Annotated in this window: 23 protein-coding genes and 1 other annotated feature; of the genes, 2 read left to right on the forward strand and 21 right to left on the reverse strand. The window is 41.4% G+C overall.

What is annotated here, in order from left to right; translation table 11 throughout:
• Nucleotides 1–2: 2 nt before the first annotated feature.
• The 4 genes from AAGU76_RS06900 to infC all read right to left on the reverse strand — a co-directional run bounded on the left by AAGU76_RS06900 (nt 3) and on the right by infC (nt 2,961).
• Entirely contained in the window at nt 3–1,358 is a 1,356-nt protein-coding gene (locus AAGU76_RS06900) for a TrkH family potassium uptake protein (RefSeq protein WP_342484740.1), read from the reverse strand.
• A 496-nt stretch (nt 1,359–1,854) separates the two neighbouring features.
• Complete coding sequence (gene rplT, locus AAGU76_RS06905; RefSeq protein ID WP_342484741.1) at nt 1,855–2,205, reverse strand: 50S ribosomal protein L20; 351 nt, start codon at nt 2,203–2,205, stop codon at nt 1,855–1,857.
• Between the two features lie 34 nt (nt 2,206–2,239).
• A complete protein-coding gene (gene rpmI, locus AAGU76_RS06910; protein WP_342484742.1) occupies nt 2,240–2,434 on the reverse strand; it encodes a 50S ribosomal protein L35 in 195 nt (64 codons plus the stop codon).
• Between the two features lie 17 nt (nt 2,435–2,451).
• A complete protein-coding gene (infC, locus tag AAGU76_RS06915; protein ID WP_342485697.1) occupies nt 2,452–2,961 on the reverse strand; it encodes a translation initiation factor IF-3 in 510 nt (169 codons plus the stop codon).
• Nucleotides 2,962–3,012: 51 nt separating this feature from the next.
• Nucleotides 3,013–3,140, reverse strand: a sequence feature (ribosomal protein L20 leader region).
• A gap of 158 nt (nt 3,141–3,298) precedes the next feature.
• Between infC and AAGU76_RS06920 the strand changes: the two genes are divergently transcribed.
• Nucleotides 3,299–4,861 (forward strand): AAA family ATPase, encoded by a 1,563-nt coding sequence (locus AAGU76_RS06920; protein WP_342484743.1) that lies wholly within the window; start codon nt 3,299–3,301, stop codon nt 4,859–4,861.
• Nucleotides 4,862–4,974: 113 nt separating this feature from the next.
• On the opposite strand, the gene AAGU76_RS06925 is transcribed toward AAGU76_RS06920, so the two are convergent.
• The 4 genes from AAGU76_RS06925 to AAGU76_RS06940 all read right to left on the reverse strand — a co-directional run bounded on the left by AAGU76_RS06925 (nt 4,975) and on the right by AAGU76_RS06940 (nt 8,412).
• Nucleotides 4,975–6,105 (reverse strand): peptidoglycan DD-metalloendopeptidase family protein, encoded by a 1,131-nt coding sequence (locus AAGU76_RS06925; protein ID WP_342484744.1) that lies wholly within the window; start codon nt 6,103–6,105, stop codon nt 4,975–4,977.
• A 9-nt stretch (nt 6,106–6,114) separates the two neighbouring features.
• Nucleotides 6,115–7,020 (reverse strand): permease-like cell division protein FtsX, encoded by a 906-nt coding sequence (gene ftsX / locus AAGU76_RS06930; protein WP_342484745.1) that lies wholly within the window; start codon nt 7,018–7,020, stop codon nt 6,115–6,117.
• Nucleotides 7,001–7,696, reverse strand: a complete 696-nt coding sequence (gene ftsE, locus AAGU76_RS06935) for a cell division ATP-binding protein FtsE (protein ID WP_342484746.1) — start codon at nt 7,694–7,696, stop codon at nt 7,001–7,003. The genes ftsX and ftsE overlap by 20 nt, the downstream gene beginning before the upstream one ends.
• 278 nt (nt 7,697–7,974) lie before the next feature.
• Nucleotides 7,975–8,412: a protease complex subunit PrcB family protein gene (locus tag AAGU76_RS06940; protein ID WP_342484747.1), complete on the reverse strand. Its 438-nt coding sequence runs from the start codon at nt 8,410–8,412 to the stop codon at nt 7,975–7,977.
• Between the two features lie 227 nt (nt 8,413–8,639).
• Between AAGU76_RS06940 and AAGU76_RS06945 the strand changes: the two genes are divergently transcribed.
• A complete protein-coding gene (locus tag AAGU76_RS06945; RefSeq protein ID WP_342484748.1) occupies nt 8,640–9,032 on the forward strand; it encodes a DUF1573 domain-containing protein in 393 nt (130 codons plus the stop codon).
• Between the two features lie 46 nt (nt 9,033–9,078).
• On the opposite strand, the gene AAGU76_RS06950 is transcribed toward AAGU76_RS06945, so the two are convergent.
• The 13 genes from AAGU76_RS06950 to AAGU76_RS07010 all read right to left on the reverse strand — a co-directional run bounded on the left by AAGU76_RS06950 (nt 9,079) and on the right by AAGU76_RS07010 (nt 23,308).
• A complete protein-coding gene (locus tag AAGU76_RS06950; protein WP_342484749.1) occupies nt 9,079–10,239 on the reverse strand; it encodes a sodium ion-translocating decarboxylase subunit beta in 1,161 nt (386 codons plus the stop codon).
• 30 nt (nt 10,240–10,269) lie between these two features.
• Entirely contained in the window at nt 10,270–10,656 is a 387-nt protein-coding gene (locus AAGU76_RS06955; RefSeq protein WP_342484750.1) for a biotin/lipoyl-containing protein, read from the reverse strand.
• Nucleotides 10,657–10,682: 26 nt separating this feature from the next.
• Nucleotides 10,683–11,060 carry an OadG family protein gene (locus AAGU76_RS06960; protein WP_342484751.1) on the reverse strand — a complete coding sequence of 126 codons (378 nt, stop codon included), beginning with the start codon at nt 11,058–11,060 and terminating at the stop codon, nt 10,683–10,685.
• A gap of 30 nt (nt 11,061–11,090) precedes the next feature.
• On the reverse strand, nt 11,091–12,635 hold the full coding sequence (locus tag AAGU76_RS06965; protein WP_342484752.1) for a carboxyl transferase domain-containing protein: 1,545 nt from the start codon (nt 12,633–12,635) through the stop codon (nt 11,091–11,093).
• 78 nt (nt 12,636–12,713) lie between these two features.
• Nucleotides 12,714–13,115, reverse strand: coding sequence for a methylmalonyl-CoA epimerase (gene mce, locus AAGU76_RS06970; protein WP_342484753.1), 402 nt, complete (start codon nt 13,113–13,115; stop codon nt 12,714–12,716).
• Between the two features lie 110 nt (nt 13,116–13,225).
• Nucleotides 13,226–14,167 carry a methylmalonyl Co-A mutase-associated GTPase MeaB gene (gene meaB / locus AAGU76_RS06975; RefSeq protein WP_342484754.1) on the reverse strand — a complete coding sequence of 314 codons (942 nt, stop codon included), beginning with the start codon at nt 14,165–14,167 and terminating at the stop codon, nt 13,226–13,228.
• Nucleotides 14,168–14,301: 134 nt separating this feature from the next.
• Nucleotides 14,302–14,694 carry a cobalamin B12-binding domain-containing protein gene (locus AAGU76_RS06980; protein ID WP_342484755.1) on the reverse strand — a complete coding sequence of 131 codons (393 nt, stop codon included), beginning with the start codon at nt 14,692–14,694 and terminating at the stop codon, nt 14,302–14,304.
• 14 nt (nt 14,695–14,708) lie between these two features.
• Complete coding sequence (locus AAGU76_RS06985) at nt 14,709–16,388, reverse strand: methylmalonyl-CoA mutase family protein (RefSeq protein WP_342484756.1); 1,680 nt, start codon at nt 16,386–16,388, stop codon at nt 14,709–14,711.
• A 619-nt stretch (nt 16,389–17,007) separates the two neighbouring features.
• Entirely contained in the window at nt 17,008–17,502 is a 495-nt protein-coding gene (locus AAGU76_RS06990; protein WP_342484757.1) for a prolyl-tRNA synthetase associated domain-containing protein, read from the reverse strand.
• Between the two features lie 127 nt (nt 17,503–17,629).
• Nucleotides 17,630–19,441: an ATP-dependent zinc metalloprotease FtsH gene (gene ftsH, locus AAGU76_RS06995; protein WP_342485698.1), complete on the reverse strand. Its 1,812-nt coding sequence runs from the start codon at nt 19,439–19,441 to the stop codon at nt 17,630–17,632.
• A 122-nt stretch (nt 19,442–19,563) separates the two neighbouring features.
• Nucleotides 19,564–20,103 carry a hypoxanthine phosphoribosyltransferase gene (gene hpt, locus AAGU76_RS07000; RefSeq protein ID WP_342484758.1) on the reverse strand — a complete coding sequence of 180 codons (540 nt, stop codon included), beginning with the start codon at nt 20,101–20,103 and terminating at the stop codon, nt 19,564–19,566.
• Nucleotides 20,096–21,478 carry a tRNA lysidine(34) synthetase TilS gene (gene tilS, locus AAGU76_RS07005; protein ID WP_342484759.1) on the reverse strand — a complete coding sequence of 461 codons (1,383 nt, stop codon included), beginning with the start codon at nt 21,476–21,478 and terminating at the stop codon, nt 20,096–20,098. Before tilS ends, hpt begins: the two co-directional genes overlap by 8 nt.
• 222 nt (nt 21,479–21,700) lie before the next feature.
• On the reverse strand, nt 21,701–23,308 hold the full coding sequence (locus tag AAGU76_RS07010) for a SpoIIE family protein phosphatase (protein WP_342484760.1): 1,608 nt from the start codon (nt 23,306–23,308) through the stop codon (nt 21,701–21,703).
• Between the last annotated feature and the right edge of the window lie 31 nt (nt 23,309–23,339).

Below are 23,339 nucleotides of genomic sequence, written 5' to 3' on the forward strand. Positions count from 1 at the left end.
CCTTATCCTATGATTACCCTTCCTTCAGGATACGTATAATTTCCTATGTTTTTGTTTTGTCTCAGGAATGCATATGCCACAGTCATAGGCCCTACCCTTCCTATGAACATCACAAATGTCAACACAACCTTTCCCGCTCCGCTTAAAAACGGAGTTATGCCTCTTGTGAGTCCCACCGTTGCAAAAGCGGAAACTGTCTCAAAGAAAATGTCAAGGAAGTCGTATCCCAATTTTTCCTCTGTTATGGACAGGGTGATTGATACGAACATTACAAGCATCATGGATATCATTAAAATTGCTGCTGCCTTCAATGTCACATCAGGAAGTATTCTTCTTTCCATGACCTCAAAGTCTCTTTTTCCCCTCACCATGTTGTAAATGGAAACCAAAAGAACACCTGCTGTTGTAGTCTTGATACCGCCTGCCGTTGAGGCAGGAGAACCTCCGATGAACATCAGCAGTATGGTGAATGCTGCAGTAGACATCCTGTAGTTTTCAACCGGAACAGAATTGAAGCCTGCGGTTCTTGGGGTCATGCTCTGAAAAAACGATGCCTGAATTTTTCCCCAAAGGCTGAGATTTCCCATAGTCCCCGGATTTTTGTATTCCAGTGCAAATATGACAACTGTACCTGCCAAAAGCAGTATGGCTGTAATGATTATAACAAGCTTGGAGTGCAGTGTAAGCATGTGAAGATTCTTGCTTGCATATATGTCCCAAACCACGTAAAAACCCAGACCTCCTATAATGATAAGGAAGCTTAAGGTGAACGTTACAATGGGGTTTTCCACATAGTTTATCATGCTGTTGCCTATAAGGTCAAAGCCTGCATTGCAGAATGCAGATATGGAATGAAACATTGCATATGCTATTCCTTTTACCACACCGTAATCTCTTATGAACACAAAGGATAAAAATACAGCTCCGGCTGCCTCCACTAAAAAGGTGAATAAAAGAATGTTTCTTGTGAGACGAACTACTCCCTGAAGTTCGTCAACGCTTCTTTCCTCCATTATGAGAACTCTGGTCTTAAGTGAAATTCTCTTTCCGAAAAAGAAAGATATCATTGCGGTCATAGTCATAACTCCAAGTCCGCCAATCTGTATTAGGACAATTATAACAAATTTTCCGAATACAGTCCAGTGCTCCGCTGTGTTTACAACCGCCAGTCCTGTTACGCAGGTTGCTGATGCCGCAGTGAACAAAGCATTGATGAATCCGACGCTTTTTCCGTCATTGGATGATATGGGAAGAGTAAGCAGGATTGCTCCAGTAAGAATTACGGCCGCAAAGCCCAGAAAAAAAACCTGGTATGGATTTTTTTTGATATCATTTATGATATTGTACAAACTTTTCATTTTTTCCTCTTATACTATAAAATGCACAAACATTGCCAATTTTATGCATTTTTATTATGTCATTTGATTATAACACTTTTGCTTTAAAATTCAATATATATTTATTATTTCTTCTTTTGTGTTGGTAAATCTTTTGTTATATAATGTTCACGGCGGTCATAGCACAGTTTCGTTCACCAATTTATTCGCTCCCTACGGTCGCATAAATTGGGAACTCATTGCGTTTGAATTACCTGCAATTTCTTTCTCCCTGACGGTCGAAGAAATTGGGTAAATCATAATCGTTGCGTTTGACCTACCGTCTTGACTCTGAATTTATCTAATGTTCACGGCGGTCATAGCACAGTTTCGTTCACCAATTTATTCGCTCCCTACGGTCGCATAAATTGGGAACTCATTGCGTTTGACCTACCAACAATCTGTTCTTCGCTTACGCTCGAACATATTGGGTTAGGTCATAAAAAAAAGACTGATTTAACAGTCTCGTTTTTATATGCTAGATTGCTTTTACTGATTCTACAAGGCTTGTGAATCCTGCTGGATCATATACTGCCATTTCAGACAACATTTTTCTGTTGATCTCTATGTTGTTAGTTTTCAAAAGATTTATAAATTTGCTGTAAGACAAACCGTTTTGTCTTGCTGCAGCGTTGATTCTTGCGATCCAAAGCTGTCTAAATTCTCTTTTTCTCAACTTTCTTCCAACATATGCGTATGACAGTGATTTCATTACTGCCTGATTAGCTGTTTTATATAATTTACTCTTTGCTCCGTAGTATCCTTTAGCAAGTTTCAATACTTTTCTATGGTTTTTCTTAGCATTTACAGCTCTTTTAACTCTTGCCATCTTGTTTCCTCCCGTGTTCTAGATTGATTATCGATTAATAAGGTAATATTTTGCTTATTCTGTCCATGTCAGCACTTGACAACAAAGTGCTCTTTCTTAAGTTTCTTATGGATTTAGAAGCTTTCTTCCCTGTAAAATGGTTCTTTCCGGCCTTTGATCTCTTTATTTGACCACTTCCAGTCTTAGAAAATCTTTTTGCCGCTGATCTGTTAGTTTTTACTTTTGGCATAACAGTTCCTCCTTAAGTTATTTTTTTGGTGCCAAAAACATAGTCATGTTTTTGCCCTCAACAATTGGTTGCTTGTCTATTACAGAATATTCAGATGTCATTTCAGCAAACTGCATCAATACTACTCTGCCTGCATCCATGTGTCCAAGCTCTCTTCCTCTGAATCTGACAACAACCTTTACTCTGTCGCCGTCTTCAAGAAACTTGGATGCATTCTTTGCCTTTACTGCCAAGTCATGTTCCTCAATATTCGGAGTCATTCTGATTTCTTTTATGTTGATAACTTTTTGTTTTTTCTTGGATTCTTTTTCCTTCTTGGCCTGAGCATACTTGTACTTTCCGTAGTTCATTATCCTGCAAACAGGCGGCTCCGCTGTGGGAGATACGACAACCAGGTCCAATTTCTTTGTTTCGGCAATCTTCAACGCTTCCTTAGTGCTGATTACGCCCAGCTGACTTCCATCCGAGTCAATGACCCTTACTTCCTTTTCACGAATCTGTTCGTTGATTTGAAGTTCTTTTATAATTTACACCTCCTTGAAATTATAAACCTTTAAAAGACAACCCTTAATACTCAATATAAATAAAAAAGATAGCCATCTCCACCGCTATCTTAAATAACACAAAACTAGTGCATTTATTTATTAACCATACTGGCAGTTTATAAACGCCGTAAGGTGAGAAGCGGTCACTTCTTCTTGAGTCCTACATTAGTATATACAACATAACAATAATTGTCAACAATTATTTATTATAAAATGTTATAAGTTTTACTGTTATGGAAATCATAATTCCACATTGATTGTATCATTAGTGAACCTAACTATTAGTCTCTAGTATATCACATCAGCATGAGGAGGTAAAATGAAAAATAAAAATTTGTACTTAGTAGTTTCTTTTATTGCATATAACATTATTATTTTAATAGTGTCAGATAGATATTCATTGCCGCTTATATTTTTCGCACCCATGATTCTATATGGGTGGTTCTTGATGAAGACTATTGTAAAATCAAGCAAAAAGAACGACGGAAGCGCCGGTCTGTTCATGGAGGAATCAAACGAGGCCGTGTCTTCGACTTCATATTTTGAAAAGAAAAAACCAGAGGAACCGAAAATTCAAATTGGCTTTGATGATGTGGCAGGCCTTGAAGAAATCAAGGACGACCTGATGGATGTGATAGATTTTCTAAACAACGAGGAAAAATACAAGTCCATGGATGCCAAGGTTCCAAGGGGAATCCTCCTTTACGGACCTCCCGGAACTGGAAAAACCCTCATTGCAAAAGCAATAGCCGGGGAAGCCAAGGCCACGTTCATTTATTCCAGCGGTTCAGAATTTGTTGAGAAGTATGTGGGTGTCGGGGCCAAAAGGGTCAGGATGATTTTTGAGAGGGCCAGAAAAGAAGCTCCAAGCATCATATTCATCGATGAAATAGATGCCCTGGGAGCCAAGAGAAACTCTGAGAGCAACAATGAGAAAGACCAGACCTTAAATCAGCTTCTTATAGAACTGGACGGCTTCAACAACACATCAAACGTAATCGTGGTTGCGGCCACAAACAGAATGGATTTGCTGGATGAAGCTTTATTGAGACCCGGCCGTTTTGACAGAAAAATTTACGTTGGAAATCCTAACTTTTATTCCAGGCTAAAGATACTTGAAGTGCACACCAAAAATAAACCTCTGGACAAAAAGGTTGTTCTCAAGGATATTGCAACAAAGACCCACGGTTTTTCCGGAGCGCAGCTTGCCAACATAGCCAACGAGGCTGCCCTTAAAGCAATAAAGGATAAATCCAAAAAAATAAACAACGACAATTTTGAGTTTGCCATAGAGAAGGTTGCTGCAGGTCTTGAAATAAAGCATTCCACAGTTTCTGAGAAGGAAAAGCGCATCGTGGCATTCCATGAGGCAGGCCACGCGGTAGCTGCAAAAATTCTCGATATTGATAAGGTCCAGAAAATTTCAATCATACCCAGAGACAAGGCACTTGGCTATGTTTTGAAGTTCCCTACTGAAGACAAATACTTATACACCAAGAAGGAACTTTGCGACAAGGTTTCTGTCCTTCTTGCCGGGAGAGCCTCTGAGGAAGTTTTCCTGGGAGAGGTTTCTACAGGAGCGTCAAACGACATAAAGGAATCCACCAATATAATATATGAGATAATATGCAGCTACGGCATGGGGAAAAACACTCAGAACACCTGCATAGACGAAAGATTCTTCAAGTACTATCTGGAAAGCATCAGCGAAGAGGCATCTGATATGGTCAAGGAAGCATACAGTGCAGCATTGAGCCTCATAAGAGACAACAGTTCCACCGTGGAAAAAGTCGCAGAATATCTCATCAAGAACGAAACTATGAACGCTGAGCAGCTAGACGAACTGGTAGAAAACCAAAACAAAAAAAGAGCGCTTATATAATTAAGAATTAAGAGTGAAGAGTGAAGAATTAAAGGAAAAAACTGGACGGTTTAAGCCGTCCAGTTTCAATTAATTCTTATTATTAATTCTTAATTTTTAACTCTTAATTGATTTTATTTGCCTTTCAGGTAGTCCATAGGCTGTGTTCTCACACCGTTGATTCTGACTTCAAAGTGCAGGTGGTTACCTGTTGAGTAGCCGGTGGATCCAACCTGTGCTATGGTTTCACCCTTTGAAACGGCTTGTCCCTTGCTTGCCAAAAGTTTTGAGCAATGTCCGTACAGTGTTGCGATTCCGCCGCCGTGATCGACAATTATGTAATTGCCGTATGAATAGTGCCATCCGGCAAATATTACAACTCCGTCATTGGCTGAAACTATTGCGCTTCCGTAAGGAGCAGCAATGTCAGTACCTCCGTGGTTTGACCACACTCCTGTGATGGGGTCAGCTCTTCCTCCAAAGTTCGATGTAACCCTGTACTGTCCCGGAACAGGCCATGTCATGACGCCGCCTGCATATTCAACTGCACGCTGGGCAGCCAGAATTTCCTTTTCGATCTTTGCAGACTGAGCTTCCATTTCAGCTTCCTGGCGCTGCATTTCTTCGATGTTACTTTGTATGCTGGCCATGTATGATTCCTTTGTTCTTGAAGCAGATTCTACTTGACTTTGTTTTGCATTCAGTTCACTGATTACATTTGTCAGAGCAAGCCTCTCTGCTTCCTGACCGGTCTTAAGCTCTTCAACCTGCTGCTTCTGCTCAGTTATACTCTTCAGCAAATCCACATCGCTCTTAACGATGAGCTGAATCATGTCAACCCTTGTCAGTGCGTCTACCAGGTTTTCAGAATTTAAAATTACTTCCATGTATCCCGAAGTGCCCTGCTTGTACATTACTCTGAGGCGTTCCTCCAGTATTTCATTGTTCTTGTCTATTTCCTGTGTAAGATCGTCGATTTTTTGATTTGAATCGGCTATCTTCATAGTTATTTCCTGCTTCTGAAGTTCATAACCGTCTGCCTCCAGTGTCAGGGCCCTTATTTCACTGTCCAGCGCATCTATTTCCTGTTGTACGCTTCTTTTCTCACCCTTTAGAGCGTCAGCCTGTTTACGAATTTCAGAAATCTGGTTTTCAATCTGCTTCTGTTTGTAGTGCAAATCTGCAATGCTTCCCCCTGCATCAGCCGGAAATATGCTTAAAACCGTAACCAGCAGCAAAGCAAATGCCATACTTTTTCTAAACATAACACACTCCTATACACTCAAGAATTTTTTCAATGAAACAAGGCTTCCTAATATTCCGATGCCTATTCCTATGGTTAAAAATATAATAATCAGATCGCTTAAAATCATTTCGACACCCACCATGTAGCCGGATATACCGGATAAAAGAGCCACATAGCGTCCTGCCAGATAATTGATGATGTAGTTGTATCCAAGAGATATGAGGAAAATCGCCAAAAGCGAACCTATGAGTCCCAGCAGTATTCCTTCTATCATGAAAGGTCCTCTGACGTATCCGTTTGTTGCACCTATATACTGCATGAGCTCAATTTCCTTTTGCCTGTTCAGCACCGTGATTTTAATGGTGTTGGAAATTATGAACACGCTTATGAGCAGAAGTATCATTATGAGGCCTGCCCCCACTCTTTTCACAAAATCGGCTATTTTTATGAGGCTGTTAACGGCGTCCTTGTAGTACTGAACATCTTCAACACCTTCAAAGGTCTGAAGCTTGGCAATGACTTCTTCTGACTTGCTAACATCCTTCAGCTGCACAATGTACGTGTTGGGAAGAGGATTCACCCTCAGACCTTCCAGAAGGAACGCATCCTTGCCCCAGTCTTCCTTCAGCTTTTCAAGAGCATAATCCTTTGTCTGAAAAGCAACTCCCATAACTCCGTCTATTTCCCTGAACGACTTACCCATTTCTTCTATCTGATTTTCATCAACATCATCCCTCAGATAGACTGCTATTTCATCAAACGTTTCCTTAGTAACAAGCGCAATGTTGTTTACATTCAGAACAACAATGAGCACAAAACCCAGTATGATTAAAACCGCTGTTACGCTGCCGATGGAAGCCAGTCCCATCATTCGGTTACGCCACATGCTTTTGAATGCTTGTTTGAATATATATTTAATTTTCTTTGGGTTCATTTACGTATCCCCCTGCTTTGATATCTCTGATAATGACACCTGACTTAAGTTCAATTACCCTCTTCTGGTATTGGTTAACTATTTCTCTGTCGTGAGTTGCCATTATAACTGTTGTCCCTCTTTTGTTTATTTCAGTGAGGATTTTCATGATTTCCTTGGATGTTTCCGGGTCAAGGTTTCCCGTAGGCTCGTCCGCAATTATTGTTTCGGGCTTGTTTATCACTGCTCTGGCGATTGCCACACGCTGCTGCTCTCCTCCGGACAGCTCGTCCGGATAATGCTTGGCCTTGTCGCTTAAGCCAACCATGCTTAAAACCAGAGGAACTTCCCTTCTGATGGTCTTTGAATTGCAGCATATCATTTCCATTGCAAACGCAACATTCTCATACACAGTGAGCCTGGGCAGAAGCCTGTAGTCCTGAAACACGAATCCGATTTTTCGCCTGTATTCAGCCACATTTCTTTTTCTTATCTTGTTTATGTCCTGTTTGTTGTAAATGATGGTTCCTTCGCTGGGGGAGATTTCCCTCAGGAGCAGTTTTATCAGCGTACTCTTGCCTGCTCCGCTCTTTCCTACAAAGAACACAAATTCGCCGTTATCTATTTTCAAGTTAATGTTCTTAACTGCTGTAAATTCTTTTTTGTATATTTTTGAAACATTATTGAATTCTATCACTGCCACACCTCTTACCACTTACTATTATATAACACGTTTTGACAATATTACAACTATTATTATTCTATTCTACTTTATTTTTGCATAAAATGAAATGTTTATTTTTGGGTATAGGAAAAAATAATGTCATTATATCAATCGCTTCATAAAAAAAAGATGAACTCACCATCTTGACAAACAAATAATAAACTTCTGTCCATCATTCGACAACATTCGTCTTTACGGGAGCCCATCCAAACTAATAATTCTTAATTCTTAACTCTTAATTCTTAATTGCTTTAATTCTTGTATTCCTTTTCCAGAACGACCTTCTGAGGCAGTTCCTTCATGTCTGTTTTCACAACCGTGAATGGATATGTAAGAATTTGTGCAGTAACATCTCCAGGCTTGGGATCAGTGTACTTGGCATAGACGGTCAGAACCTTTTCTCCGTCCTCCTCTGACAGCGTAAGCTTGTTAATTTCCACATCATAGCCTGCTGTATTCTTTTCGCCTCTGGTAACGACAACATAAATTTCATCGTTGATTCTGCATACCAGGGCCTTTTCCTTCATCCTGTAGTTTGGCAGAACCTCGCTGATCTGCCTTGGAATATTTTCAGGCTCAATACTGTCAAAGCTCACATTTTCTGCACCCTTTCCTCTAAAGTATCTGAAAAAAAACAAAAGAGCAGCTATAAAAACAATTATCGCAACTACGGTCACAACTTTTTTCATAAACATCCCCCTAATTATAACTTCTTTATATTTTATTCTGACCCATGCGATTTATTCCAAATTAGCAATAGTTTGTTTACAAAATGTGAGAATAAAGTGTTTGACATTCAAGCTTGTCTTTAAGTATAATTTTAGTATAATATAGTTCCGCCATGAAGAAACATTTGTAGTTTTTTTACTCACAGAAAACATTCAATAAAATTGTTTTTAAGAAAGGAGTTGAAAATATGTCTTGCGATTGTAATGAATTTCAAAATATGACTGCCGACCTGCAGCTGCTTAACAAAAGCATACTTGATATTGTAACAAAGCTTGACGAGCAGACTTCCATGCTTAACAGAGCAGTATTCAAATCAGCAACGCATTGCGGTTGCATTGAGATACATGCAACGAAACAACTGTATTCACCGAACAAAACACTTGAGGAAAATCAGCTTGACCTGGATACTCACATAGAAGGAGAACTGTGCCCCAAATGCCGTGACAAGGTAACCGAAGAAATGGGGGAACTCCTTTTCTACCTTGCATCAATGTGTCAGGCACTGGGTCTTGACCTTGAAGAAGTAATGTCCAAGAAGATGGATCACCTGAAGACCTTGGGGATATACAACCTCCTTTGATATAGGATAACAAAAACGCTTGGAAGCCCAAGCGTTTGTTTTTTTGTTATTTGAATATTGAAAGCAATAAGCCTGCTGCAACAGCTGAACCGATTACTCCTGCCACGTTAGGTCCCATGGCATGCATCAAGAGGAAGTTCCCCGGATTTTCTTCCTGACCTACGGTCTGTGAAACACGGGCTGCCATCGGCACTGCTGAAACTCCTGCAGAACCGATCAGCGGATTTACCTTTCCTCCTGTCACCTTGCACATGATTTTTCCGAAAACAACTCCAGCTGCAGTTCCGAAGCTAAATGCAAACAGCCCGAGAGCTATAATCATCAGTGTCTGTGGTCTTAGGAATGTTGCTGCATTAGCTGTAGCTCCTACGGTTGTGCCCAGGAATATGGTAACTATGTTCATGAGCTCGTTTTGCGCCGTCTTAGACAACCTGTCCACTACTCCGGTTTCTTTCAGAAGGTTACCAAGCATCAGCATTCCAACCAACGGAGCTGCTGAAGGCAGTATCAGCGATACCAGCAGTGTAACGAATATAGGGAATATTACTTTTTCTTTTTTGGATACAGGTCTTAACTGTTCCATTACAATCGCGCGCTCTTCCTTGGTTGTCAAGGCTTTCATTATCGGAGGCTGGATGATCGGAACAAGGGCCATGTACGAGTATGCTGCAACTGCAATTGGTCCCAGCAGGTGAGGTGCCAGCTTTGATGTAAGATATATGGCCGTAGGTCCGTCAGCTCCGCCTATGATACCGATGGATGCAGCTTCAGGTCCTGTGAATCCCAACAACGCAGCTCCTATGAATACCGCAAAAATACCAAATTGTGCCGCTGCACCCAGCAAAATGCTTCTGGGGTTTGCTATGAGGGGACCAAAGTCTGTCATGGCTCCAACACCCATGAAGATAAGCGGCGGATAAATTCCTAACTTAACTCCCAGGTATAGATAGTATAAAAGTCCGCCGGCTTGGAACCCTTCCTCGCCTATGTGTCCAACCGGTGCATCCATCAAGCCTGCAAGCGGAATATTTGCAAGAAACATTCCGAATCCGATAGGCAGCAGAAGCAATGGTTCAAATTTTTTCACAACAGCCAAGTATATAAGTACAAATGACACAATGAGCATTATTACCTGGCCTGGCGTAATTGCAGTAAATCCCATGCTCCCAAGAAATTTCTGCACTCCTATTAATAATGTGTTTAACATTAATGTTTACCCGCTTTCTGTCATATTATCTTATTTAAAAGTAACCAGGACGTCTCCGGTATTTACAGTTGCCCCTTCTTTTACAAGCACTGAATCAACAACTCCGTCAGCTGCTGCGAAAATCTCATTTTCCATCTTCATTGCTTCAAGTATTATCAGGACATCTCCTCTTTTTACAGAATCGCCGGCTTTTACATGAACCTTGAATATGCTTCCAGGCATAGGAGAAGTTACACTTGCTGTGCCTCCTGCAGGAGCAGACGGTGCAGGTGCTGCTTTTGCCGGTGCAGGTGCTGCAGGCGCTGCGGCTCTAACAGGTGCAGGTGCTGCAGCCTTGCTTTGAGGAGCATTATCCTTAATTTCTTCTACTTCAACTTCGTATGATATTCCTTTTACTGTAATCAAATATTTTTTCATTTATGTTGCCTCCATCTAATTGGTTGTTATAATCTTTCCAGCATTTGCTGCTGTCTTCCTGCCGTAGCCCACATGTTGTTTTTTTGCAGTATGGGCGTGATTGATCTTACTATTATGCCGTCCGCTGATGATTCTGTTTCAGCTGCTATGGCTGCGGTTATGATAACCAGCAGGTCAGTGTCATCTTCATCGTTGGTTGCAGCAACTGCTGCACTCTGTGTTACTGGCTTTATTCCATCAGGAGTATTTTTTTTTTCGCTTTCCTTGCTAAACAGGATTCTTAAAAGATCCAGCGAGTAGGAAATTATTATTAAAACCGAAAAAACTACCAACATTCCCAATATTGTTATGGCAATGCTGTTAACAAACTTTTCTCCCAATGACATGGATTCGTTAAATAACATTATTTGTCACCTCATTATTAGTATTCAATACTATACCGGCAAATTGCCATGTTTCTTGCTTGGCCTTGACTCTCTCTTACCGGACAGCATCTCAAATGCGCTTGCAAGCCTTTGTCTTGTTGTTGAGGGCTCGATTACGTCATCTATGTATCCTCTGGCTGCCGCAACATATGGATTAGAGAATTTTTCCCTGTATTCAGCAATCTTTTTCTTTCTTTCTTCAGCCTGGTTTTCTGCCTCTTCAATATCTTTTTTGAATATTATGTTTGCTGCTCCGTCAGGTCCCATAACTGCAATCTCTGCTGAAGGCCATGCCATCACCACGTCAGCTCCAAGTTCCTTGCTGCACATTCCCAGGTAAGCTCCGCCGTATGCTTTTCTTAATACCAGCGTTACCTTTGGAACGGTTGCTTCAGAATAAGCATAAAGCATTTTAGCACCGTGTCTGATTATTCCGCCGTATTCCTGAGCAGTTCCCGGCAGGAAGCCAGGTACGTCAACCAGGTTTAAAAGAGGAATGTTGAAGGAATCGCATGTTCTTATGAATCGGCTTGATTTGTCCGAAGCGTTGATGTCCAGACATCCTGCCAGAACCTTAGGTTGATTTGCAATTACTCCAACTGTCTGTCCGTTTATTCTTATGAATCCTGTAACTATGTTTTGTGCGTAGTTTGCCTGAGTTTCCATGAAATCGCCGTTATCTGCTATGATTGCTATAACGTCTTTAACGTCATAACCTTTGTTTGGATTGTCAGGAATGATTTCATTCAGTCTTTCTTCCAGTCTGTTCAGATCGTCTTCGTTTTCAAACATTGGAGGATTTTCAAGATTGTTTGACGGCAGGAAGCTCAACAGCCTTTTTACGTCGTTAATGCATGCTTCGTCATCAGCGCTTATGAAATGCGCAACTCCGCTTACAGAGTTGTGTGTCATGGCACCGCCCAATTCTTCAGCTGATATGTCTTCGCCTGTTACAGTCTTGATTACCTGTGGTCCTGTGATAAACATCTGGCTGGTCTTATCAACCATGAATATGAAGTCCGTCAATGCCGGTGAATAAACCGCTCCGCCTGCACATGGTCCCATTATGACCGATATCTGAGGAATGACTCCAGATGAAATTGTATTTCTGTAGAATATTTTTCCGTATCCGCTGAGTGCATCAACGCCTTCCTGTATTCTTGCTCCGCCTGAATCATTAAGACCTATGATTGGTGCTCCCATTTTCAATGCCATATCCATTACGGCAACTATTTTTTCTGCATGCATTCCTCCCAGGGAACCTCCAAGCACGGTAAAATCCTGTGCATAGGCGTATACCAGTCGTCCGTCAACTGTGCCGTAGCCTGTTACGACGCCTTCTCCTGGAGCATCAACACAGTCCATTCCGAAGTCCACGCATCTGTGTTTTACAAACAGCCCTGTTTCTATAAAACTTCCTTCATCGAATAATATGTTCAGTCTTTCCCTTGCTGTAAGCTTGCCTTGCTGGTGCTGCTTTTCTATTCTTTTTTCGCCGCCGCCAAGTTTAAGCTTTTCTTTCTTTAAACGCATCTCGTCTAATTTGCTTGACATGTTTTACCTCCACTGTCACTTGCTTCGTTTATTTTAATATATAATTGCTGTCATGTAATAATATATGTATAAACTTATTTACGCTCTCTCGCAAAGCTCGATAAGCACTCCGCCTGTAGATTTTGGATGGCAGAAAGCTATGCGTGCACCGCCTGCTCCGTACCTTGGTTTTTCATCGATCATACGAACGCCCTTTTCCTTCATTTCGGCAATGGCTTCTTCGATGTTATCTACTCTGAACGCGATGTGCTGGACACCTTCGCCGTTTTTAGCGATGTACTTTGCAACCGGTCCGTCTTCCTCTGTTGATTCCAGAAGCTCAACTTCAGAATCCCCAACCGGCAGAAAAGCCACCGTAACCTTTTGCTCCTCAACTACTTCTTTTCCTGCAGCTTTCAAGCCCAATATATTTTCATAGAAATTCAATGCATCATCCAGATTCTTAACAGCCACACCAATGTGGTCAACCTTTTTAACCATAATAACCTCCGTTTTTAATTAATAATTAATAATGAATAGTTAATAATTCAGGAAGAAATTTTGGAGAGCCAAAATTTCAACCATAATTATTAATTATTAACTCTTAATTCTTAATTGTCTTTTTTTATTGCTTTTAAGAACTCGTCTCTTACTTCGTAGATGTTCTTTTCTTTATTAAGTATTTCCGTTGCTTCACCATCGAGCCTGTTATCTTCATCGGTGTGTGAAATAACGATTTTTCTGAGTTCCGTTTCAATGAGCTCCACAATCTCTATCTTGAGATTGTTTTTTCTTCTCTCAACAAGCTTGCCGCTTTCCCTGAGATATTCCATGTGCTTCTTAATTTCTTCCAGAAGCAAGTCAATACCTTCATTTTTAACTGCAACCACCTTCACCACAGGCGGCCTCCTGTCCATGTCCATGCTCAGGTCAAGCATCATGTTTACTTCTGTTGCCGTGCGGTCAGCTCCGAACAAATCGCTCTTGTTGATTACAAATATGTCTCCAATTTCCATTATGCCTGCCTTGATGGACTGAATGTCGTCCCCCAGGCCCGGAACCATAACCATCAGAATGGTATCTGCAATCTTCACTATGTCAACTTCCGACTGCCCCACGCCAACGGTTTCTATGACTATGTAGTCATATCCTGCCGCATCAAGAATCTTCAAGGCGTTTTTCGTGTACTTTGAAAGGCCTCCAAGATATCCCCTTGTACCCATGCTTCTTATGAAAACATTTGGATTTAAGGCCAGGTCCTGCATGCGGATGCGGTCACCCAGAATGGAACCCCCGGAATAAGGACTTGTGGGATCCACTGCTATGATGCCAACCCTTTTGCCTTCGTTCACAAGAGCCTTTACCAGCTTATCCGTAAGAGTGCTCTTGCCGGCCCCGGGTGGCCCCGTAATGCCGATCACATGAGCATGGCCCGTTTTATTGTGAATTTGTCTGATTATCTTTTCTGCTTCTTCAGGGTCGTTTTCCACTGCTGTTATCAGCTTGGCGCATGCCCTTTTGTCCCCGGCAAGCATTCGCTGAATCAATTCCATTGTGCACCGCCTTCATATAATGAAGAATGAAGAATTAAGAATTAGGAATTAATGGTTGAAACTTTGGCGTACGCCAAAGTTTCTTCATTTAACTCTTCACTCTTCACTCTTAATTCTTAATTTATTTTCATTACTTATTTTACGTTGTTATTAATAAAGTCAATCATTGCTGTAGTTGTTGTTCCAGGTGTGAAAATCTCTGCGATTCCCGCTTCCTTCAGTCCGGGTATGTCATCGTCGGGTATAACTCCGCCGCCTATTACCAGTATGTCTTCAACGCCCTGCTCCTTTAAGAGTTCAACGACTCTAGGGAACAAATAGTTGTGTGCTCCTGACAAAAGACTCATTCCTACTACGTCAACATCTTCCTGAATTGCAGCTGCAACTATTTGTTCAGGTGTCTGCCTGAGTCCTGTATATATTACTTCCATTCCGGCATCGCGCAGCGCTCTTGCAATAACCTTAGCTCCTCTGTCGTGTCCGTCAAGTCCCGGTTTGGCTATCAATACTCTGATTACTTTGCTCATCTTATCCTCCTCAATTAAAGCAGCACTGCCTGCTCATATTCTCCGAACACTTCTCTCATTACGCCGCAGATTTCTCCCAGCGTTGCATATTCTCTTACTGCATCGAGAATGTACGGCATTACATTTTCAGTACCCTGGCATGCTTTCTTCAATTCATCAAGTTTTTCCTTCACTGCCTCGCTGTTTCTGGCTGCCTTGGCATCATCAATCTTTTTCTTCTGCATTTCGGCAACTATGGGGTCGACCCTCAAAAGACCTTTCGGTGGTTCTTCCTTAACCTGGTACTTGTTAACGCCTACAACTATTCTGTCAAGGGATTCTATTTCCATCTGATACTTGTATGCGGAGTCAGAAATTTCTTTCTGAATGTATCCCAGGTCAATGGCCTTGGCTGCTCCGCCAAGATCATCGATCTTCTTGATGTATTCCATTGCTTTTTCTTCTATTTCCTTTGTCTTAGCTTCAATGAAGTATGAACCTGCCAGCGGATCTATGGTATTTGTAACTCCTGATTCGCTTGCAATTATTTGCTGAGTTCTCAGAGCTATTGTTACTGAATCAGTTGTCGGAAGAGCAAGAGCCTCATCTCTTGAGTTTGTGTGAAGAGACTGAGTTCCTCCCAATACTGCTGCAAGAGCCTGCATTGCAACACGGATGATGTTGTTGTCCGGCTGCTGGGCCGTAAGCGTACATCCTGCTGTCTGAGTGTGGAACTTGAGCATCATGGATTTTTCGCTCTTTGCATGGAATCTTTCCTTCATGATTTTTGCCCAAAGCTTTCTTGCAGCTCTGAACTTTGCAACCTCTTCAAACAAGTCATTGTGAGCGTTGAAGAAGAATGACAGCCTTGGAGCAAATGTATCCACATCAAGACCTGCCTTTATGGCTGCTTCAACATATGCAATTCCGTCAGCCAGCGTGAATCCTACTTCCTGAGCAGCTGTAGAGCCTGCTTCTCTTATGTGGTAGCCGGAAATACTTATAGTGTTCCAGTTAGGCACTTCCTTTGAACAGTATTCAAAAATGTCTGTTATAAGTCTCATGGAAGGCTCAGTGGGGAATATGTATGTTCCTCTTGCGATGTATTCCTTCAGTACGTCGTTTTGTATGGTTCCTCTTAATTTATCCTTTGTAACGCCTTGCTTTTCTGCCACTGCAATGTACATTGCCAGAAGGACTGCGGCAGGAGCGTTTATTGTCATTGATGTGCTGACTTTGTCCAATGGAATGCCGTTAAACAGTATTTCCATATCCTTCAATGAGTCAATGGCAACACCTACTTTTCCAACCTCGCCCTGAGCAAGCGGATGATCAGAGTCATAACCTATCTGTGTAGGAAGGTCAAATGCAACGGATAATCCCGTGGAGCCCTGGTTTACCAGGTATTTGTATCTTTCATTTGATTCCTCAGCCGTAGCAAAGCCTGCATACATTCTCATGGTCCAGTTCTTTCCTCTGTACATGGTTGGCTGGAATCCTCTTGTAAACGGGTATTGACCAGGGTAACCGATTTCAGACACATAATCTATATCTGCAATGTCTTCGGGAGTATAAAGTCTTTCAACTTTTTCTCCGGAGCCGGATTTGAATTCTGTTTTGCTTTCCGGTGCCTTTCCCAGCGTTTTATTCAAAATCTTTTCTTCCCAATTTTCTCTAGCTGCTTTTATTTTTGAAAGTTCTTCGTTATTTAACATGCGTACCTCCATACTTCTTTATTCAAATCACAATAATATTAATCTAAAAAATTCAAATTTGCAATAGTTTAACCGCAAATGATTTCATCTTTTTATAACTTGCAAAATATGAATTTTGCCTTTATTTCAATGGTATCGGCGCAGGCAGCACCCTGGTTGCGGTTGTATATTGCCTGCATGGACCCTCATGCAAGCCAATAAAATATTCATTTCATTTTTCATCCATACAGGCATACGTCAAATACTTGTGCTGTTGATGCATTCAGCCCACACTAATGGACAAATCATGAATCAATTCTTGCAGTTGTTGAATTTACTTGTCCTTCAGAATGACCTCTCCTCAAAAAACTTTTCATTCCACACAGGCTTCACTTGTTTGGAACAATGTCCTTTTTGCAAGTTACGCTGCAGAAGTGGCAAATTGAAACTCAAAAATAAACCTCGTCCTGCATTTTTGAAATCGTTTGTAATAAAATGTTCTCGTTTTAAAATGCAGGATTATTTTTTCTTTGTGAATAAATTGCAGTCAAACTTTCATAAAAAGGCAATTATGCAACCTGTATCAAAGTGGTATCTGGATTAATAAAATGCCGGCATATTGCCGGCACATGTTGACTGATTATTTAAGATTGATTACGCTGTACCTGTTTTGGCTGTAATCCAAAAACCTTATCATGTCTGATACCCTTAACACCAGCGTTGACGTGTTTACATTAGGATGAGAGTTGATAAACTCCTCTTTCATGATATCTTCATCTATGCAGACTTCAACCTCATGATCCTCGTCATTTACAATTCCAAACAGAGAAACGGAACCGGCAGTCAACCCAAGATATTTCATCAGCCTATCTGCGGAGGCAAAGCTCAGGTTTCTATCGGATATTTTTTCGCTGAACTTCTTGATGTCAAGAGTCTTATCTTCGCACATGACAACAAGGTAATGATTGTCTCCTCTTCTGTTTTTCAGAAACAGGTTCTTTGTGTGAACGCCTTTCAGTCCGCTTGTGTAGATATCTGCCTCCCGGCAGGTGTACACAGCCGGATGGTCATATTTTTCATATGGAATGCAAAGCTTCTCCAAAACTTCATAAACCTTATTCTCCAAATCCCCCATTACAGCCCTCCTTTGTTTTCCATACTTATATAAATAGGGATGGCTAGCCATCCCCTCCATAATTCTTAATTCTTAACTCTTAATTCTTAATTGGTTTAAGTTCTTAACTCTTAATTCTTAATTGTTCTTACGCTTCCTCGAACAGCAGCTCGAATTCCTTGCCTGATATGGTTTCCTTCTCAAGAAGCGCCTGTGCCACCCTGTCAAGCTTCTCCATGTTGGCACTTAACAGCGTTTCAGTCTTGTGATATGCGTTGTCGATTATTCTTCGCATTTCCTTGTCTATTTTGGCAGCAATTTCTTCAGAGTAGTTTCTCATTTTGTTGAAGTCTCTTCCTATAAACACTTCTTCGTCGTTTGTGCCGTATGCCATGGGTCCAAGATCATCGCTCATGCCGTAGGTTGTAACCATGGCCCTAGCAATCTTTGTTGCCCTCTCAATGTCATTGGATGCTCCTGTAGAGATATCATCCAGAGCCAGCTTTTCTGCAACCCTTCCGCCAAGAAGCCTTACAATGTTTTCTTCCATCTCTGTCTTCGAAGCATAGGAACGGTCTTCCTCGGGCAGGTACATGGTGAATCCGCCTGCTCCTCCTCTTGGGATTATTGTTATCATGTGAACCGGGTCCTTGTTAGATGAAAGCCTCGCTACAACAGCGTGACCTGCTTCGTGGTAAGCAGTGAGCTTCTTTTCGTTTTCACTTATTACCTTGCTTCTTTTTTCAGGACCTGCAATTACCTTTGTTATTGCTTCCTCAATAATATCCATGGTGATTAAAGTCTTGTTGTATCTTGCTGTCAGAAGTGCTGCCTCGTTCATGGCATTTTCTAGGTCTGCTGGAGTGAATCCAGGAGTCCTCTTTGCAACTATTTCAAGGTCAATATCATCAGCAAGAGGTTTCTTTCTCACATGGATTTTCAGTATCTGTTCCCTAGCCTTCACATCCGGAAGACCCACATGAACCTGTCTGTCAAATCTTCCCGGTCTCATGAGAGCCGGATCCAAAATGTCAGGTCTGTTGGTCGCAGCTATGATGATGATGCCTTCGTTTCCTGAGAAGCCATCCATCTCCACCAACAGCTGGTTAAGCGTCTGCTCTCTTTCATCGTTGCCGCCGCCAAGACCTGCTCCTCTTCTTCTTCCCACGGCGTCAATTTCGTCTATAAATATTATGCATGGAGCATTTTTCTTTGCCTGATCAAACAAATCCCTTACTCTTGATGCACCTACACCCACAAACATTTCAACAAAGTCGGAACCGCTTATGCTGAAGAATGGAACTCCTGCCTCACCTGAAACCGATTTGGACAAATATGTCTTACCTGTTCCAGGAGGTCCCACCAAAAGGACTCCCTTAGGTATACGTGCCCCAAGCCTTACGAACTTAGCCGGGTTTTTAAGAAAATCAACTATTTCGCTGAGTTCTTCCTTTTCCTCATCAAGTCCTGCCACATCGGCAAATGTAATCTTTTTGCTTGGATCGTCATCTTTAACCATCCTTGCCCTGCTCTTGCCAAAGCTCATTGCCTTGCCTGTTCCGCCTCCCTGCGACTGCTTCATGAACACATACCATAAAACTCCCAGAAGAACAAGCATTCCTATGGTAGGAAGAGCCTGAACCCAAAGAGGTGTTGCAGGAACCGGTTCGCCTTCAAGTGTTATCTGTCCGGTTTCAACCTTTTCGGCCAGATACTTGTCATAAAAGCTTGAAGAAAACAGGAATACTGTCGGAACGTACGAAGTGAATTCCGTGCCGTCTTTGTAGGTACCCTTCACTTCACTTTCCGTAAAGGACAGTGATTTGATATTGTCATTCTGTATTTGAAGTATAAGCTCGCTGTAACTGATGTCCTGCACATTCTGTGACGGTTCAACCATGCTTTGCACCAGCATTATGATTACCACAAATATAAGAATGTACATTGCGATGCTTCTCATAAATCCTTTCAATTAAAGCCTCCTCATCGTCTAAAGACTGTCTATGATAAAAATTGTATCATAATACTTTAAACATTACAATTATTTTAGTAAAAGTTGTTAATTATATTGTTAGCATTCACCTAGCTTGAATAAACCTCTTCCTTCAATACTGCTATATACGGCAGGTTTCTGTATTTTTCTGAATAATCCAGTCCATATCCAACAACGAACTCATCAGGAACCTGGAAGCCTGTGTATTTTATGTCCAGCTGTGTCGTTCTTCTGCTTGGTTTGTCAAGTATTGTGCAGATTTCAACAGAAGCAGGACCTCTTGCCTTTAGGTTTTCCGCCAGATATGAAAGAGTGAGTCCGGAGTCGATAATATCTTCCACAATGAGCACATGCCTTCCTTCAATTGATTGATTCAAATCCTTCAGAATCCTTACGACCCCCGAAGACTGTGTGTTGGAACCGTAGCTTGAAATTGCCATGAAGTCAATGTCAAGAGGCAAATCTATCTTTCTCATCAAATCGCTTACGAATATGACGGCACCTTTCAAAACGCAGACCAAAAGAAGCTCCTTGTCCCTGTAATCCTCGGTGATTTTAGCGCCGAGCTCTGCGACCTTAGCCTGCAGCACATCCTCAGCTATAAGTATGTTCTTGATATCCTTATTCATTTTTCCTCCCTAGGGTGATGTTTAATATTTTTTTTGTTGAAGATGACACTCTGTAGTTGTTGTGTATTCTGAATCCTTCAAGCCACAACAGATTTTCGTCATCTGCAATAATAATTCTTCTGTCTCTTTCTTCAGCAGGAATTTTCATATCAATAAAAATATCCTTGATTTTCTTGTTCCAGGTCGTCCCGCAGGGAACCATAGAATCTCCTGCTCTTCTGTTTCTTGCGGTAAGTTTTCCCTTTACCAGGTCATAGTCAAGATTGATGCTGTCTTTGTCCTTCAAGTCGGCTTCAGACGCATCGATTATTTTGCTGTACACAGTCTTTTCAGCCTCGGGAATGTAAAGGCGGATTCCCGGCACCAGCGCATACATGAAATCCGGTATCTGTTCTGTAGATTTGCTGACAATAAAGTTATCATAGCTGATTTCAACTGTGAAGCCTTGGGACAGATTGATTTTTTTGCCTGTTTTTCCTTCCCTTACAAATTGGATTGCATAATCCACATGCTTCATTTCCAGATTGACGGTGTTTCCCTTAAGCTTTTCTATGGCAAATCTAATTATCCTTCCTATCTCACCTTCCTCAAGAGACTTGAGCTTAGGAAGACTCAGCATGATTTTGTTTTTATCCTCAGAAACAGCAGCTTCCGTGAACTTCGATCCAATGTACTTTTCTATTATCTTCTTGTCTCTTTCCATTGCTTCAGACATTCTGAACAAGGTATTTTGAATGTTCGGATTATAATTTTCCTCAAGATATGGTATTAAATTGAGCCTTATTTTGTTTCTGCCGTAAATAGCCTGAGTGTTGGTAATGTCTATGCAGAATTCATAATTGTTTTCACTCAGATATTTCTCAATTTCGCTTCTTGGAACATTGAGCATAGGCCTGATCAAATCATCCTTTGCAAAGGACATGGCGCTTAATCCATCAATTCCACTTCCGCGTATGATGCGCTGCAGGACTGTTTCAGCCTGATCGTTCAGGTTGTGGGCAACGGCAATTTTTCCTCCGCCTGCTTCTTTCAGATTTTCCCTGAAAAAGCCGTACCTGAGTATTCGTCCCGCTTCCTCTTCCGTTACCTTAAGTTCCCTGGCATATTCTGTGGCATGCTTTCTTTTCACAAAAAGCTTTATGCCGTACCTGGCGCAAAGATTCCTGACAAAATCCTCGTCATGCTGGGCATCCTTTCCCCTGTACATGTGATTTATATGAGAAGCATACAGATTAAAACTTAACTCTTCCTTTAGTTCTCTTAAATTGTGGAATAAAAAAACGGAATCAGGTCCTCCGGATAGGCCTATAAGCACATTATCTCCGGCATTGATCAACTTTTTCTCCAGAATATTCTTCTTAACCAAATTATACATAATATTCCTCTTTAATTTGCATAGGATAAATTATACCACAAATCATAGAATTTAAAAATATTTTTTGGAATTTTTTTATATGATTTCAGCCATCCTACCATTCTTTATACCCATAATGTCGATATTAATTCACCAACAACAAAAAATCAGGAAAAATTTCCGCGTTCGGGCAAATTTTCCTGATTCCCTGTTTTCATTTTCATGCATATTTCATATTTAAATTTAGCCTATCCTGGTTACCAGCACTGTCATGTCATCTATTACTTTATCCTGACCCCTCAGGGCATAACTTAGTATGGAGTTGGCAATAGTCTGCGGATCCTTGTCAGCCACCAGTTCCAGATATTTGTCCAGTGATTTCTTGGGGTCCATTCCTATGGAATCGATAATTCCGTCTGAAACCATGACTATGATGTCTCCGGCATGCACTTCCTTCTTGAAGGAGCTGTATTCAAAATTGTCAAGTATCCCCAGCGGAAGGCTCTTCCCGGATATTTTGTCAACATTGTTTCTGCTTATTATATAAGTGGGGGCGGCCCCAGCCTTGTATAGCCTGACTTCCTTTGTGCCGTAATCTATTATGTTCAGGTCGAATGTAACAAAGCGCTCATCCGTCAGCTTGAACATCAAAATGGAGTTCAGCGTTCTGAGTATCTGCTCTTCGGAAAAATCCGTGTACAGAAATTTTGAAAGAAGATCAACAGCGCTGTTGCTTTCAGCAAAAGCCTCATGGCCGGAACCTATACCGTCGCAAAGGACAGTGTAGTACCTGTCGGCCCTTCCCGCATACGCAAAGCTGTCTCCCGAAACGGCACTTCCGTCCTTGGTTGCAGCGGCGCTGTATGTTCTGATTTTGATTCTCTTTATGTTCTTAAACTTCAATACATAGTAGTTTGGAGAAGCGATAACCCTGTCCGTACACTTCAATTTCATGCCGCACACGTTCCTGACTATCAGCTCTACGGCGGACTCAGCTTCTTCCGCTGACTTTTCAGTCTTCACCGTGAGGCTTAGCACAACAGTGTTCTTGCTGGAAGTGATCACCTCAAAGTATTTCACGTTAATTGACTGCCACAGCAGCTGCTCTTTGATTTTCGCCTTTGCCTTGTCCGAAAAGATATCAACGGTCTGCCTCTTTGTTGCTGTGAAATTTCTTGAGGAGTCTCTTTCCTTTTCCCTGCATTCCTCTGAACGGGCAGATGCAGCTTCCTCCCTGGCCTTGTCCACATAAAGAATTTTCCCGCTTTCTGAATGATTTTCATCGTCAGGGCTTTCAATCTTCCTGACCGGCTTTTCCTTTTTTATCCTGTGAAAATTCACATTGAAGGAGCCCTTCCTGACTTTCCAGTAAACTTTTGATGCTTCATTGACAAGGATTACGGCACTGAACACAAACAGTGTTTCAAGCGCGTTCAGCATCAGACCGTTCATGTTAAAACCGTTGGCTGCCAGAATGGTGGTCTTTGAGACAAAAAGAACAGCCCCGGAATAAGATGCCACAGTAAGAACAGACTTTTTCTCTTCGTGTCTGAAGCTGAAGAAGTAGACAAATATGGCTGTCAGCATTATAAGGTACACAAAATCAAGTCGGACTGAAAATATGGCACCTACGATAACGGCAAGCATGAGCAAGGAGCATCCCCTTAAGTAGGAATAGGAACTTAAAGCCACAACCGCAAACGGAAAAATTTCATCAATTATATTTTGTCTGGAAACGAAAAAACACACCAAAAACAAAAACCAGTTTTTCCTGATGTGTTTAATTTCATTATCAATCAATTCCTCAAATAAATTCAAATAATACTTTTTATCGTCAGCTTTTCCAATCATCTTTTCCACCCCCGCATTAATACGAATATAG

The sequence above is a fragment of the Sedimentibacter sp. genome (genome assembly GCF_038562225.1).
Taxonomy (GTDB): domain Bacteria; phylum Bacillota; class Clostridia; order Tissierellales; family Sedimentibacteraceae; genus Sedimentibacter.

Coding starts and splice junctions, on each gene's coding strand:
- AAGU76_RS06900 (WP_342484740.1), bottom strand. CDS start 1,358: ATGAAAAGTTTGTACAATATCATAAATGATATCAAAAAAAATCCATAC.
- rplT (WP_342484741.1), bottom strand. CDS start 2,205: ATGGCAAGAGTTAAAAGAGCTGTAAATGCTAAGAAAAACCATAGAAAA.
- rpmI (WP_342484742.1), bottom strand. CDS start 2,434: ATGCCAAAAGTAAAAACTAACAGATCAGCGGCAAAAAGATTTTCTAAG.
- AAGU76_RS06920 (WP_342484743.1), top strand. CDS start 3,299: ATGAAAAATAAAAATTTGTACTTAGTAGTTTCTTTTATTGCATATAAC.
- AAGU76_RS06925 (WP_342484744.1), bottom strand. CDS start 6,105: ATGTTTAGAAAAAGTATGGCATTTGCTTTGCTGCTGGTTACGGTTTTA.
- ftsX (WP_342484745.1), bottom strand. CDS start 7,020: ATGAACCCAAAGAAAATTAAATATATATTCAAACAAGCATTCAAAAGC.
- AAGU76_RS06940 (WP_342484747.1), bottom strand. CDS start 8,412: ATGAAAAAAGTTGTGACCGTAGTTGCGATAATTGTTTTTATAGCTGCT.
- AAGU76_RS06945 (WP_342484748.1), top strand. CDS start 8,640: ATGTCTTGCGATTGTAATGAATTTCAAAATATGACTGCCGACCTGCAG.
- AAGU76_RS06950 (WP_342484749.1), bottom strand. CDS start 10,239: ATGTTAAACACATTATTAATAGGAGTGCAGAAATTTCTTGGGAGCATG.
- AAGU76_RS06955 (WP_342484750.1), bottom strand. CDS start 10,656: ATGAAAAAATATTTGATTACAGTAAAAGGAATATCATACGAAGTTGAA.
- AAGU76_RS06960 (WP_342484751.1), bottom strand. CDS start 11,060: ATGTTATTTAACGAATCCATGTCATTGGGAGAAAAGTTTGTTAACAGC.
- AAGU76_RS06965 (WP_342484752.1), bottom strand. CDS start 12,635: ATGTCAAGCAAATTAGACGAGATGCGTTTAAAGAAAGAAAAGCTTAAA.
- mce (WP_342484753.1), bottom strand. CDS start 13,115: ATGGTTAAAAAGGTTGACCACATTGGTGTGGCTGTTAAGAATCTGGAT.
- meaB (WP_342484754.1), bottom strand. CDS start 14,167: ATGGAATTGATTCAGCGAATGCTTGCCGGGGACAAAAGGGCATGCGCC.
- AAGU76_RS06980 (WP_342484755.1), bottom strand. CDS start 14,694: ATGAGCAAAGTAATCAGAGTATTGATAGCCAAACCGGGACTTGACGGA.
- AAGU76_RS06985 (WP_342484756.1), bottom strand. CDS start 16,388: ATGTTAAATAACGAAGAACTTTCAAAAATAAAAGCAGCTAGAGAAAAT.
- AAGU76_RS06990 (WP_342484757.1), bottom strand. CDS start 17,502: ATGGGGGATTTGGAGAATAAGGTTTATGAAGTTTTGGAGAAGCTTTGC.
- ftsH (WP_342485698.1), bottom strand. CDS start 19,441: ATGAGAAGCATCGCAATGTACATTCTTATATTTGTGGTAATCATAATG.
- hpt (WP_342484758.1), bottom strand. CDS start 20,103: ATGAATAAGGATATCAAGAACATACTTATAGCTGAGGATGTGCTGCAG.
- tilS (WP_342484759.1), bottom strand. CDS start 21,478: ATGTATAATTTGGTTAAGAAGAATATTCTGGAGAAAAAGTTGATCAAT.
- AAGU76_RS07010 (WP_342484760.1), bottom strand. CDS start 23,308: ATGATTGGAAAAGCTGACGATAAAAAGTATTATTTGAATTTATTTGAG.